General features: G+C 69.2%; 10 protein-coding genes. 4 read left to right on the forward strand and 6 right to left on the reverse strand.

Annotated elements, in window-relative coordinates:
* Positions 1-112: 112 nt before the first annotated feature.
* Together ABIS05_RS21810 and ABIS05_RS21815 are read right to left on the reverse strand one after the other, a co-directional pair.
* Positions 113-2,242 (reverse strand): prolyl oligopeptidase family serine peptidase, encoded by a 2,130-nt coding sequence (locus tag ABIS05_RS21810; protein ID WP_348013064.1) that lies wholly within the window; start codon positions 2,240-2,242, stop codon positions 113-115.
* Positions 2,239-3,051: a ferritin-like domain-containing protein gene (locus tag ABIS05_RS21815; protein WP_348013065.1), complete on the reverse strand. Its 813-nt coding sequence runs from the start codon at positions 3,049-3,051 to the stop codon at positions 2,239-2,241. The genes ABIS05_RS21810 and ABIS05_RS21815 overlap by 4 nt, the downstream gene beginning before the upstream one ends.
* A 41-nt stretch (positions 3,052-3,092) precedes the next feature.
* Here ABIS05_RS21815 and ABIS05_RS21820 point away from each other — a divergent pair, with 41 nt between their 5' ends.
* From ABIS05_RS21820 to ABIS05_RS21835, 4 genes are all read left to right on the forward strand, one after another.
* On the forward strand, positions 3,093-3,617 hold the full coding sequence (locus ABIS05_RS21820; protein WP_348013066.1) for a gamma carbonic anhydrase family protein: 525 nt from the start codon (positions 3,093-3,095) through the stop codon (positions 3,615-3,617).
* On the forward strand, positions 3,614-4,573 hold the full coding sequence (locus ABIS05_RS21825) for an Hsp33 family molecular chaperone HslO (protein WP_348013067.1): 960 nt from the start codon (positions 3,614-3,616) through the stop codon (positions 4,571-4,573). The genes ABIS05_RS21820 and ABIS05_RS21825 overlap by 4 nt, the downstream gene beginning before the upstream one ends.
* Before the next feature lie 118 nt (positions 4,574-4,691).
* Positions 4,692-8,204 carry a hypothetical protein gene (locus ABIS05_RS21830; protein ID WP_348013068.1) on the forward strand — a complete coding sequence of 1,171 codons (3,513 nt, stop codon included), beginning with the start codon at positions 4,692-4,694 and terminating at the stop codon, positions 8,202-8,204.
* 177 nt (positions 8,205-8,381) lie between these two features.
* Positions 8,382-8,843 (forward strand): hypothetical protein, encoded by a 462-nt coding sequence (locus ABIS05_RS21835; protein ID WP_348013069.1) that lies wholly within the window; start codon positions 8,382-8,384, stop codon positions 8,841-8,843.
* A 10-nt stretch (positions 8,844-8,853) separates the two neighbouring features.
* Here ABIS05_RS21835 and ABIS05_RS21840 read toward each other — a convergent pair whose 3' ends face one another.
* The 4 genes from ABIS05_RS21840 to eno form a co-directional block, all read right to left on the reverse strand.
* A complete protein-coding gene (locus tag ABIS05_RS21840; protein ID WP_348013070.1) occupies positions 8,854-9,369 on the reverse strand; it encodes an ATP-binding protein in 516 nt (171 codons plus the stop codon).
* Positions 9,370-9,514: 145 nt separating this feature from the next.
* The gene (pnuC, locus tag ABIS05_RS21845) at positions 9,515-10,126 is read right to left on the reverse strand and encodes a nicotinamide riboside transporter PnuC (protein WP_348013071.1); all 612 of its coding nucleotides are present in this window, start codon (positions 10,124-10,126) and stop codon (positions 9,515-9,517) included.
* A complete protein-coding gene (locus ABIS05_RS21850; protein ID WP_348013072.1) occupies positions 10,126-10,434 on the reverse strand; it encodes a septum formation initiator family protein in 309 nt (102 codons plus the stop codon). The genes pnuC and ABIS05_RS21850 overlap by 1 nt, the downstream gene beginning before the upstream one ends.
* Before the next feature lie 258 nt (positions 10,435-10,692).
* Positions 10,693-11,979, reverse strand: a complete 1,287-nt coding sequence (eno, locus tag ABIS05_RS21855; RefSeq protein ID WP_348013073.1) for a phosphopyruvate hydratase — start codon at positions 11,977-11,979, stop codon at positions 10,693-10,695.
* Positions 11,980-12,075: the final 96 nt, after the last annotated feature.

Consider the following 12,075-nt stretch of genomic DNA (forward strand, 5'->3'; position numbering starts at 1 on the left):
TTCGGGCCGAGCGCCGGGCCGCTCCCAAGCCGGCCCGCGATGGCGATGTGCTCGGGGCTCAACGCCGCGAGCATCGCCGCCCCCTCGGGGGGCGGGCCAGGTGCGCCCGCGTTCAGCGCGGCGCTGCTGGACCGGGGGCCGACGTCTGCCACAGGATGAAGGCATAGGTATCCGCGGCTTCAGCGTCCTGTTGGGCGCGGGTGGAGCCCATGCCGTGACCCGCGTCGAAGTCCACGCGCAGCAGCACCGGCTTGCCGCTGGTGGTGGCGGCCTGCAGCCGCGCGGCCATCTTGGCCGGGTGGAAGGGGGCCACACGTGAGTCGGTCACGCCGGTGGTGAGCAGCACGGCCGGGTACTTCGTGCCGTCGACGACGGCCTGGTAGCTGTCGATGCGCTTCAGCGAACGGTAGCCGGCTGGGTCGCGGATGGCGCCCCATTCCGGCTCCTCGCCGTAGCCGTTGGGCTCGGCCACGTAGCGCAGCGGGTTGTGCCAACCGACGCCCGAGACAACGGCGGCGAACAGGTCGGGCCGCTCCGTCAGTGCCATGCCGACGGTGACGCCGCCGGCCGAGCGGCCGCCGATGACCAGGCGCTTCGCCGCGGTGTCGCCCTTGGCAATCATGTCCTCGGTGACGGCGATCAGGTCGCGCCAGGTGTTGGGCTTGTTCTCCTTTTGGCCGGCACGGTGCCAGTCACGGCCGTACTCGCCGCCGCCGCGTACATGGGCGTAGCCGACGATGGCGCCGGCGTCGATCAGCGCCAGGCTGCGGCCGGCGAAGGCGGGCGTATAGGCGGCTGCGCCGTAGCTGCCATAGGCCTGGATGAAGGCCGGTGCGCTGCCGTCGCGCTTCAGGCCTTTGCGGTAGATCAGGCTGTAGGGGATCTGCGTGCCGTCCTTGGCCATGGCGAAGCGGCGCTCGGTCGTGTAGGCGCTGGTGTCGATGGCGGGCCGGGGCGTCAGGCCGGTGTCGGCCAGCTTGCCGCTGCGGTCGACGGACCAGACACCGGTCGGCGTCAGCCAGCCGGACAGCGTCACCAGCGCGCCGTCGTGCGCGGGGTCCACGTCCACCCGGGCGAGCGTGCCGTCGAAGGGCAGCGGCAGGGTGGCCAGCTTGCCGCCCGCCAGGCGCTGCAGCCGGCCCAGGCCGCCGTCCATCGCGCGCAGGTAGAGGCCGTCCCGCGCGCGGGCGATGTTCTCGATCACCAGGGTCGATTCGGCCACCGCCTCGCGCGCATGGGCGAGGTCGGGCTTGCGGGCCGACGTGACGAGCACGCGGCCGCGCGGATGGCCGCGGTTGGCTAGCAGGTAGAGCTTGTCGCCGTCGAGCTCGACGTCGGTCACCTCGTCGGCGAAGTCAGCCACGGGCTGCCAGCGGGCCTTGCCGCGCAGCACGTCCGCCAGCGGGGCGGTCAGCACGCGGCGCTCGCGGCGCACGTCGGCCAGCAACAGCACGGCGCGGTCGCTGCCCGGGGCGGTCATGAGATAGGGCGCCTGGATGTCGTCGATAGCCAGCGTCGCGTCCAGCCCGCGGGCGACGAGCACCGGGTCGCTGCTCACCGGGGTGCCGACGCGGTGCAAGCGCGCGCGGGAGTCAAGGTAGCGCTGCGGCGTGTCCAGCTTGCCGGTCAGCTGGTTGTAGAAGAAGCCGCTGCCGTCGGGTAGCCAGTGCGGCTCGGCGTACTGCGTGTCGGGGATGCGTTCGGGCAGCACCTGGCCGGTGGCCACCTCCAGGATGTGCAGCGTCGAGTTCTCGCTGCCGTCCTTGGACAGGCCGTAGACCAGCCGGTTGCCGTCGGGCGAGGCGAGCCACCAGTCGAGCGATACGTGGCTGCCTGCGGTGTCCAGCGCGGTCGGGTCGACGAGCACGCGGTCCTTGCCGTTCTCGCGCACGAACAGCTTGAAGTTGTTGCTGCCGGCCGGGCGCTGCTGGAAGAACAGCCGCTGGCCGGCCCGCTGCAGCGCCGACGTGGCGACCGCGTCGCCCGACAGCTGCTGGATGCGCTGCAGCAGCGCCGGCCGGCCTGGCAGCGCGTCGATGACGCGGCGGGTGTGGGCGTTCTGCGCCTTCATGAAGGGTAGCCAGTCGGCATCCTTGTCGTTCTCCATCCAACGGTAGCGGTCGATGACCGTGTCGCCGAAATGGCGGTCCTCGACCGGTTCGACACGCGCGACCGGCTGGGCTGCGGTGCACAGCGTGGCGGCAGCCAGCAGGCCGGCGAGGCAAGAGGGCAGCAGTTTCATCGGCGGTTTTCCTGGTTTGGGCGCGCGGCCGATTCTGTCAGCGCGGCCAGCTCCGCTTCGTCGAAACCGGCGGCACGGCGGGCTTCGAGGTTGAAGGGCGCGCGCAGCTTGGGCGCCTGGTAGCGGGCGGCCAGTTCGGCATAGGTGGCGATGGGGTCCAGCCCGCGCTGCTCGCACAGGAAGCGGTACCAGCGGTTGCCGGCCAGCACGTGGCCGATCTCGTCGTGCAGGATGACGTCGAGGATCTCGCCCGCCCGTTTGTCGCCTGCGCCGACGAGCTTGGCGCGCACGGCCGGCGAGGCGTCCAGGCCGCGCGCTTCCAGCGTGCGCGGCACCAGCGCGATGCGCGCGAGCAGGTCGTGCTTCGTGCGCTCCGCCATGCCCCACAGCGCGTTGTGGGCATCGAAGTCGCCGTAGTCAAAGCCCAGGCCCAGCAGGTGCCCGCGCAGCAACGTGAAGTGCTTGGCCTCCTCCTGGGCGATGCGCAGCCAGTCGCGGTAGAAGGCCTCAGGCATGCCGGGGAAGCGCCAACAGACGTCAAGCGCCAGGTCGATGGCGTTGAGCTCGATGTGGGCGATGGCATGCACCAGCGCCGCGATGCCGGCGGGCGTGCGCATCGACGGCGGTTTGAGCTTGATGTGCTCGACGAGGTGCGGGCGCTCGGGGCGGCCGGGGATGCCGGCGGGTTGAACGATGACGGCGTCGACGTCGACGGGCAGCGCTGCATCAAGGGCCAACGTGGCGGCGGCCTTGGCGGGCGCATCGGCGATCAGGAGAGGGCCGAGCGTGGCCAGGCGGAGGTCGGACATCGGGCGGGATTTTAGAATCTCATCCTTTTGCGGAGACCGCGATGGCCGTCTATCAGCTCGACGAGCATGTTCCAGACGTGGCCGAGTCGGCTTTCGTGGCCGACAGCGCCGAGGTCATCGGCCGCGTGACGCTTGGCGAGAACGTGAGCGTGTGGTTCAACGCCGTCCTGCGCGGCGACAGCGACACCTTGACCATCGGCGCCGGCAGCAACATCCAGGACGGCTCGGTGCTGCATGCCGACCACGGCTTCCCCCTCGTCATCGGCCAGCACGTGACGGTCGGCCACCAGGTCATGCTGCATGGCTGCACCGTCGGTGACGAAAGCCTCATCGGCATCGGCGCCGTGGTCTTGAATGGCGCACGCATCGGCCGCAACTGCATCGTCGGTGCTGGCGCGCTGGTGACCGAGGGCAAGGAATTTCCGGACGGCAGCCTCATCGTCGGCGCGCCGGCCAAGGTCGTGCGCGAGCTGACCGAAGCGCAGATCGCCGGCCTCAAGGCCAGTGCGGCCCATTACGTGAACAACGGCCGCCGTTACGCGGCCGGCTTGAAAAGAATCCGATGAGTGAACTCCACAAGTTTCTGTTCGATGGCCTGCCGGTGCGCGGCATGCTGGTGCGCCTGACCGACGCCTGGCGCGAGGTGCTGAGCCGCCGCGAGCCCGGGCAGGAGTACCCGCCCGAACTGCGCGACATGCTCGGCCAGATGAGCGCGGCGGCCGTGCTGATGCAGGCCAACATCAAGTTCAACGGCGCGCTGGTGCTGCAGGTGTTCGGCGACGGCCCCGTCAAGCTGGCCGTGGCCGAGGCGCAGCCGGACCTGAGCTTTCGCGCCACGGCCAAGTGCGTCGGCACGGTCGAGCCCGGCGCGACGCTGGAGGCCATGGTCAACCTGCGCGGCCAGGGCCGCTGCGCGATCACGCTGGACCCCAAGGACAAGTTCCCCGGCCAGCAGCCCTACCAGGGCGTGGTGCCGCTTCACGGCGACCAGCGCGAGCCGCTGCAGAAATTGAGCGAGGTGCTGGAGCACTACATGCTGCAGTCCGAGCAGTTGGACACCAGGCTCGTGCTGGCGGCCAATGGCGACATGGCCGCCGGGCTGCTGATCCAGCGCCTGCCCATCCAGGGCGAGGGCAACCTCGAAGGCCGCCGGAATGAGGACGAGATCGGGCTGTCCGAAGGCTTCAACCGCATCAGCATCCTGGCGGCCACGTTGACGGCCGAGGAGCTGCTGACGCTGGACGCCGACACCATCCTGCGCCGGCTGTTCTGGGAAGAGACCGTGACGCGCTATGAACCGCAGGCCCCGCGTTTCGCCTGCACCTGCTCGCGCGAGCGTGTGAGCCAGATGCTGCGCGGCCTGGGCCGCGAGGAGGCCGACAGCGTGCTGGCCGAGCGCGGCGAGGTCGAGATCAGCTGCGACTTCTGCGGCCAGCACTACCGCTTCGACGCGGTGGACGTGGGCGTGCTGTTCACGCAGGCCGGTCACCAGCCCGAAGGCCAGGGCGGGACGCTCCAGTAGTCGTTGAGCAACGCCCTTCCTGCCTTCTGAGGATGCGCGCCGCCCTAGTGATTGACGCCAGCCGCCCGAGCTGAGACCTTGGCGAGTGGCCCGGTTTCGCACGGGCCTGGAGCGGGTGATGGCAGATGCCAAAGGTGGCTTGGGCGGCTTCCCGTGGGCGAGCGCGGCGGTGCTGGTGGCGTTCGTGGCCAGCACGCAGCTCGTGCCCCATGCCTTCGAGCCCTTGCGGCCGGCCGAGAAGCCGCGCGCCCAGGCGCCGCTGGACCCGGAGCTGGAAGTCAACGCGCGGCTGTGGGAAGACCCCTTTGCCGCGCTGCGCCGCTACGAGACCGAACGCGCCGAGCGCTGCGAGCGCTTTCGCAAGCAGGCATCCCGCGAGATGGACGTGGACTGCCTGGACCGCGTGGCCGAAGCCCGCGACCCGCGCAACATGCTCGCCAAGCTGGACCGCGACCACGACCAGCGCCTGGACGACACCCTCGTCGTGCTGGGCCTGTTGCCCGGGGCGGATTTCGTCGGTGCCGAGGAGGCGCGCCGCCGTGTTCGCTACGCCGCGCTGGCCGGGCTGCAGGCCATGGACTACGTACCCGACAACCCCGAACGGCTGAGCCTGCTGGAGTTCGACCTGCTGGAGCCGCCGCCGGCTGCTCAGGCGCTCGCCGCCAGCGCGCCGGCCGGCGCCGCCAGCCAGCCGGCCAAGGCGCGCGCGCCCTTCGTCGTGCCCTACGAGCTGCTGTCCCAGCGCAACGGGCCGCGCGACAAATCCGGCGTTGGCAATGCCCGCTATGCCCAGGTCGCCGTGCTGTGGGTGGACGAGACCTCCCTGCCCACGCGCAAGCTGGATGCGCTGGCGCGGCTCACGCAGCAGCTGATGGGGCAGGGGGCGCTGGGCGTAGCCAGCTTCAAGTTCAAGGAGGGCGGCCAGCCCAGCCTGGCGGTCATCGGGCCGTCGTCCACCGACGCGCTGCGCCTGGCGCTGGCCGACCTGCGCTGCGCGGGTGACCGCAGCACCGCCGTCACCGCCGCTGCCGAACGCTGCGCCACGCCGGGCCCGCAGAACAGTTTGGGCCTGCCGCCCGACGTGCAGGAGGGCTACCGGCTGTTGTCCCGTGCGGAGTTCTACAACTCTGCCTCGACGGCGCCCAACCGCATGCTGGCCGAGCTGAACAAGCAGGACCTGGACGCCTTCGTCACCGAGCAGTTCGGTCGCATCACCGGCGAGAACCGCACCGTCGTGCTGCAGCGCACGGTGGGCAACGATGGCGACCTGATCCGCAAGCTGGACGGCGAGATCCGCCTGCGGCTGTCAGCGGACAGCCGGCGCCGCGTCGTCCTCGTCGCCGAGCGGGATTCGCTTTACGCCCAGTCGCTGGTGGCTGAACTCAAGCACCGATTGGGGCAGGGCAGCCAGGACAGGCTGCAGCTCGAAGTGGTGTATTTTTTCCGCGGCCTGGACGGCGTGACCGTACGCGAAGCAACCGCTGCGCCGAGCGCAGCCAAGCCGATGCTGGAATGGCCCGAGAGCCGCGACCAGCTCGACTATCTGCGCCGCCTCGGCGCGGACCTCAAGCGCAGCGAGACCGACCCCGACCTGCCGCCTATCGGCGCCATCGGCATCTTCGCCAACGACGTGCACGACAAGCTGCTCGTGCTGCAGGCGCTGCACGAGGACTTCTCCGACAAGATGTTCTTCACGACGGACATGGACGCGCGCTACCTGCACCCGCGCACCCAGGCCTTCACGCGCAACCTCGTCGTGGCGAGCAGCCTGCCGCTGGCCTTCTATCCACCGCCGCGGCAAACCGGCAAGGCCGGCCCGGAGCCCGTCGACCTGCAGGCCGGCACGCCGCCGTTGCGCGACATCTACCAGACCAGCACCTACGCCGCCGCCCGCCGCGCCGGCTGCCGCAGCGAAGACTGCAAGCAGCGAGAGCGCGCCGCGCTGGACCTGGCCCTGCTCAACCCGTCGCTCTACGAAGTGGGCCGCAGCAATGCCGTGCCCTTGGCCGGTTATGCGCTGGACGCGCGGCCGGCCGGCAACAACGCGGGGCGCATCTTCGTGGCCGTGCTGATGATCGCCATCACCGGCACGATGCTGCTGGTCTGGCCGTCCACGCCCGCCATCAAGCAGGCGCGGCGCGTCTTCCTGCGCGAGCCGACGCTGAACAACCAGCCGCAGATGGACATGACAGCCATCGTGCTGGTGGCCCTGCACGCCGGACTGTTCTCTTACGTCTTGGCCAGCCTCATCGAGTTCGTGCTGCCCAGCCGGCTGGACTTCATCCACGCGCTGCTGCTGGCCAGCCTGGCCGCCTTCGGCGCGTTGCTGGCCGTGCTGCCGGCGCTGCTGCAGGCCCGGCGCGAGCAGCCGGCGCCGCCCAACCAAGCGGCCGGCGTGGACCGCCTGCATCTCGTCGTGCTGCTGATGGTGGCCGGCCTGTGGTTGTGGCTGGCCTGGCCTGCGGCAGGCTGGCGCAGTGGCGGCGTGTGTAGCACCTGCGAGCCCGTGGCCTGGCTGGAGGGCGTCAGCGCCTGGCCGTCCCACCTCATCCATTTACTGGCGCTGTTCGCCATCTTCTGGACGTTGGACTGGGCCTGGGCCTGCACGCTGCAGCTGATGCGCCAGGACTCCGACTGGCTACGCCTGCCGCGCCCCGTGCCGCAGGCCGTCGTGCGCAGCAACCTGCGCGAGCTGGCGCGGGGCTGGTTCGAGCACATCAGCGTGCTGTTCTGGAAGCCCGGCGTGGGCTACAGCTGCGACTTCGACAAGCTGTGGCAGGAATACTGCGAGCGCGGCGAGGCCCGGCCGCGCGCCGCGCGCACGCTGGTGTGGTTCGTGTTGACTCTTGTGCTGGTCGGCCTGATGTACCTGGGCCTGTCGGAAGGCCAGATCCCCGAGGTGCCGGTGCGCGGTGACGAGCACCGCCAGATCGTCAAGGCCACGCTCTACGTCATCCTGCTGATGCTGCCGCTGCTGATCGTTGCCGTGGCCGATGCCATCGTGCTGCTGGTGCGCTTCGTGCGCCACCTGAACGTCGGGCGCAGCTTCTACCCCGACACGACCATCGACATGTTCGCCAAGGGCTTGGGCGAGGAGCAGCAGGCGCTATGGGCACAGCGCTTCTGCGCCCGGCCCGAGGAGCGCAGCAATGGTGGTGGCGGCTTTGCGATGCACACGCTGCTGGACGACTGGATCGACGTGCAGGTGGTGGCCCGGCGCAGCGCGCCGATTGCGCGGCTGGTCATCGGCCCCTTCGTCGTGCTGGCGCTGCTGGTCGTGGCGCGCAGCCGGCTGTTCGACAACTGGGCGCTGACGCCGGCCATCGCCGTGGGCGTGAGCTTCTACGTGGCGGCGCTGATCGGGCTGACGATCCTGCTCAAGCAGGCGGCCGAGAAGACGCGCCGCCGTGCGCTGGAGTCCATGCAGGCGGACCTGCGCTGGCTGGCCGGCAGCGGCAAGCCGCTCGCCGATCTCGTCGAACCCTTCAAGCGCCTGATCGCGCAGGTCGAGAACAACCAGCACGGCGCCTTTGCGTCCTTCTTCGACCAGCCGCTGCTGAAGGCGATGCTCGTGCCGCTGGGCGGCGCGGGCGGCACGCAGTTGTTCGATTACTTGCTGCTCGGGCGCTGAGCGCTGCGCGCCAATACAAGACCTAGAACCGCTGGCGGACGCAGCAGCACTTCCTCTGCTCATACGATGGTGTTTTCGGTCAGGGCGACTAAGTTGTTAGGAGCGGCCGCCCCCTTCATGTGAGGGCCCCGTCGTGCGCTCCCGGCATCGCCTCCCATGCCGGTCACTGGAAGAACCATGACCTCTGATCAACGACTGCTCGCTCTCATCGGCCGGCGCTTGCCGGCCATCTTTGACGTCATCCCGCGTGGCCCCCAAGGCTTGTCCGCGCACGACCGCCTGAGCACGGTGGCGCTGAATCCCCAGCCGCTGCCGCCCGAGCAGATCGGCGCGGCGCTGGCGCAGGAATTCGCCCACATGGCCTGGGTGAGCGACCGCCTCGGCGTGGCCTGGAAGACCATGGCCCAGGACCTCGACGACTGGTGCCCCACGCAACCGCGGCGCCTCAAGCTGCCGGTCGGCTGGCCGCCCATTCCCGAGCCGGACCCGCATCCGAACTGGCTGGCGGAGTTGCACCTCGGCTTCGCAGCCAAGCTGGCAGCGATCTCCGCCGAGCATCCGGGCACCCCCTTGGCCGCAACGCTGGACCGTGCCGTCAATCGTTCGGTCGACGCCTTGTCGCAGACCCGGGCACAGTAGCCGGCCCGGTTCAGGGGCGCACTGCGTCCATGGCCTGCAAGGCCAGCGCCAGGCGCTCGGCCTGCGGGCCGCCGACGTCGGTCCAGGCCAGGCCGTGGCCTGCCAGAGCCGCGCGCAGCCGGGCGTCGAAACGCGCCCGCACCTCGGGCCCGTCGCGCTGGATGCCGTCGGCCTGCCAGGGCAGGTCGGGCGCGCACAGTAGCGTCAGGTCGCAGCGGCGCTGGAAGGCCAGCGCCTCGGGCAGCAGCGAGTCATCGTTGAAGTAATGCTGGCTGCACAGCGCGGTGATGAGCGGCGTGGTGTCACAGATCACCAGTTCATGCTCACGTGCTGCGGCGTCGATCCGCGCGGCCTGCTCGGCGGCGATGTGGGCCTGCTCGTGCTGCAGCGGCGTGCGGCCATGGGCGTCGCACCACTCGCGCAGGTACTCGCTGACAAGGCCGGCGTTGAAACGTGCGGCCAGCGCCTCGGCCAGCGTGGATTTGCCGGTGCACTCTGCGCCGAGCAATGCAACGAGACGGCTCATGCTGCTTCGCAAGAAAAAGCAAACACAGCCACAGAGACACAGAGGCACAGAGAAAGTGGTGCTCTCTCTGTGCCTCTGTGCCTCTGTGGCTGTGTTCTCAAATCAGCGAAGTAGCTCCGCTGCGCCGAGGGACTGGCAAGACGCATCAAGCCCGCCTCCACGCCCGCCAGCCGATCACGCTCATCGGGATAAAGCCGGCGTACAGGATGACCGTCAGCCAATAGCCCTTGAGCCCGAACAGCACGACGCTGACCACGTTGACGACGATCCAGGTCGGCCAGTTCTCCTCGTACTTGCGCGCCAGCAGCCACTGGCCCAGCAGGCTGGCGACAGTGGGGAAGGCGTCCCAGTAGGGCAGGGGGCTGTCGGTGGCCTTGGCGAGGAACAGGCCCAGCAGCGGCCACGCAGCCAGCGTCAGCAGCACTGGCCTCAGCAGGCCTTGCAGGCCTAGGCGGCGCACCTTCAGCACCTCGCCCTCGCGCGTGCGGCCGAAGCGCCACTGCCACCAGCCCCACAAGGCCAGCGCGGCGAACACCAGTTGCAGCCCGGCCTCGCCGTAGAGCTTGCCGTCCAGGAACAGCGCGAAATACATCAGCGAGCTGACGAGCGCCAGTGGCCACGCCAGCAGGTTCACCCGCATATTGCAGATGACCATCCAGACGGCGAGCACGAAGGCAATCACTTCCAGCCACGAGGCCGGGCTGCCGAATGCGGTGAAGGCCGGCGCCAGCAGCGCCGCCCAAAGCGTGGCCAACATCAGCGCCTGACGCTCGATGCCGCCAGCGTGGCCGACGGGACGGGTGCGAGGGGAACGAAGACCTCGTCCGACTTGATCATGCCCAGCTCGAAGCGGGCTTTCTCTTCCACCATCTCCAGGCCTTCGCGCAGATCACGCAGTTCGGCCTGAATCTGAACATTGCGAGCGCGGGCCTTGTCGTTCTCGGCCCGCGCGTCGGCCACCTCCTCCCGGAGATGAGCGACGTACGGCAAGCTGCCCCGGCCCACCCAGAGTTGGGCCTGGATGGCGATCAAAAAGATCGCCAGAACCAGGGCAAGCACTTTCATACTTGTCGCAGGGCCAAGTCAGCGACCTTGAACCCCGCGGGCCGAGCGCCGGGCCGCTCCCAAGCCGGCCCGCCAAGGCGATGTGCTTGGCGGTCGAGCCGCCAAGCATCGCCGTCCCCTCGGGGGCTGAGGCCGGACTCGGCCAGTCCAGTGGACTGACCGTGCCTGCCGAAGCGCTGCGGCGCACGCCGCAGCGTGGTCCCAGACCAGACTCGCCCGCGTTCAGCGGGGCGAGGGTGGGCGAGGGGCATCGTCACTTCACTTCAAGTTGTAGAAGGCAGCGCGGCCGGGGTAGACCGCCACGTCGCCCAGGTCCTCTTCGATGCGCAGCAGCTGGTTGTACTTGGCCATGCGATCCGAGCGCGACAGCGAGCCGGTCTTGATCTGGCCGGCATTCAGGCCCACGGCGATGTCGGAGATGGTGCTGTCTTCGGTCTCGCCGGAGCGGTGCGAGATGACGGCCGTGTAGCCGGCGCGCTTGGCCATTTCGATGGCGGCGAATGTCTCGGTCAGCGTGCCGATCTGGTTGATCTTGATGAGGATCGAGTTGGCGATGCCCTTGTCGATGCCCTCTTGCAGGATCTTGGTGTTGGTGACGAACAGGTCGTCGCCGACGATCTGCACGTTCTTGCCGAGGCGGTCGGTCAGGATCTTCCAGCCGTCCCAGTCGCCTTCGGCCATGCCGTCTTCGATGGAGATGATGGGGTATTTGTCGACCCAGGTGGCCAGCATGTCGGTCCACTCCTGCGCGGTCAGCGAGATGCCGCCTTCGCCTTCGAGCACGTACTTGCCGTCCTTGTAGAACTCGCTGGCGGCGCAGTCCAGGCCCAGGGCGATCTGCTCGCCAGCCGTGTAGCCGGCCTTGTCGATGGCGTCCAGGATCAGCTGGATGGCTGCTTCATGGTTCTCGACGCTCGGAGCGAAGCCGCCTTCGTCACCGACGGCCGTGGAGATGCCCTTGTCGTGCAGGATCTTCTTCAGCGCGTGGAAGACCTCGGCACCCCAGCGCAGCGCTTCGCGGAACGACGGTGCGCCCACGGGGATGATCATCAGTTCCTGCAGGTCCAGCGAGTTGTTCGCGTGGGCGCCGCCGTTGATGACGTTCATCATCGGCACGGGCAGCTGGCAGCCGTTCATGCCGCCGAAGTAGCGGTACAGCGGCAGGCCGGACTCTTCAGCGGCGGCACGCGCCACGGCCATCGAGACAGCCAGCATTGCGTTGGCGCCCAGGCGGCTCTTGTTCTCGGTGCCGTCGAGGTCGATCAGCGTCTTGTCCAGGAAGGCCTGCTCGGAGGCGTCCAGGCCCAGCACGGCTTCGCTGATCTCGGTGTTGATGTGCTCGACGGCCTTCAGCACGCCCTTGCCGAGGTAGCGGCTCTTGTCGCCGTCACGCAGCTCGATGGCCTCGCGCGAACCAGTGGACGCGCCCGACGGCACGGCCGCACGGCCCATGACGCCGGACTCCAGCAGCACGTCGCACTCGACGGTGGGATTGCCGCGGCTGTCGAGGATTTCTCGACCGACGATGTCAACGATGGCGCTCATTCAATATCTCCAGGAAAGTGAAAAATTCGGGCGGGCGCAGTGTGCCAAGCGGGCGCTACCGCGTCACATCAATCGGCCGGTGCAGGGGCGGGAGTT

Origin of the sequence: Roseateles sp., from assembly GCF_039929605.1 — a bacterium.
Taxonomy (GTDB): domain Bacteria; phylum Pseudomonadota; class Gammaproteobacteria; order Burkholderiales; family Burkholderiaceae_C; genus Pelomonas.

Bases quoted from the DNA above. Each gene is read 5' to 3' on its own strand.
- ABIS05_RS21850 (WP_348013072.1), bottom strand. From the start codon at position 10,434: ATGAAAGTGCTTGCCCTGGTTCTGGCGATCTTTTTGATCGCCATCCAG.
- ABIS05_RS21840 (WP_348013070.1), bottom strand. From the start codon at position 9,369: ATGAGCCGTCTCGTTGCATTGCTCGGCGCAGAGTGCACCGGCAAATCC.
- eno (WP_348013073.1), bottom strand. From the start codon at position 11,979: ATGAGCGCCATCGTTGACATCGTCGGTCGAGAAATCCTCGACAGCCGC.
- ABIS05_RS21810 (WP_348013064.1), bottom strand. From the start codon at position 2,242: ATGAAACTGCTGCCCTCTTGCCTCGCCGGCCTGCTGGCTGCCGCCACG.
- pnuC (WP_348013071.1), bottom strand. From the start codon at position 10,126: ATGTTGGCCACGCTTTGGGCGGCGCTGCTGGCGCCGGCCTTCACCGCA.
- ABIS05_RS21825 (WP_348013067.1), top strand. From the start codon at position 3,614: ATGAGTGAACTCCACAAGTTTCTGTTCGATGGCCTGCCGGTGCGCGGC.
- ABIS05_RS21835 (WP_348013069.1), top strand. From the start codon at position 8,382: ATGACCTCTGATCAACGACTGCTCGCTCTCATCGGCCGGCGCTTGCCG.
- ABIS05_RS21820 (WP_348013066.1), top strand. From the start codon at position 3,093: ATGGCCGTCTATCAGCTCGACGAGCATGTTCCAGACGTGGCCGAGTCG.
- ABIS05_RS21815 (WP_348013065.1), bottom strand. From the start codon at position 3,051: ATGTCCGACCTCCGCCTGGCCACGCTCGGCCCTCTCCTGATCGCCGAT.
- ABIS05_RS21830 (WP_348013068.1), top strand. From the start codon at position 4,692: ATGGCAGATGCCAAAGGTGGCTTGGGCGGCTTCCCGTGGGCGAGCGCG.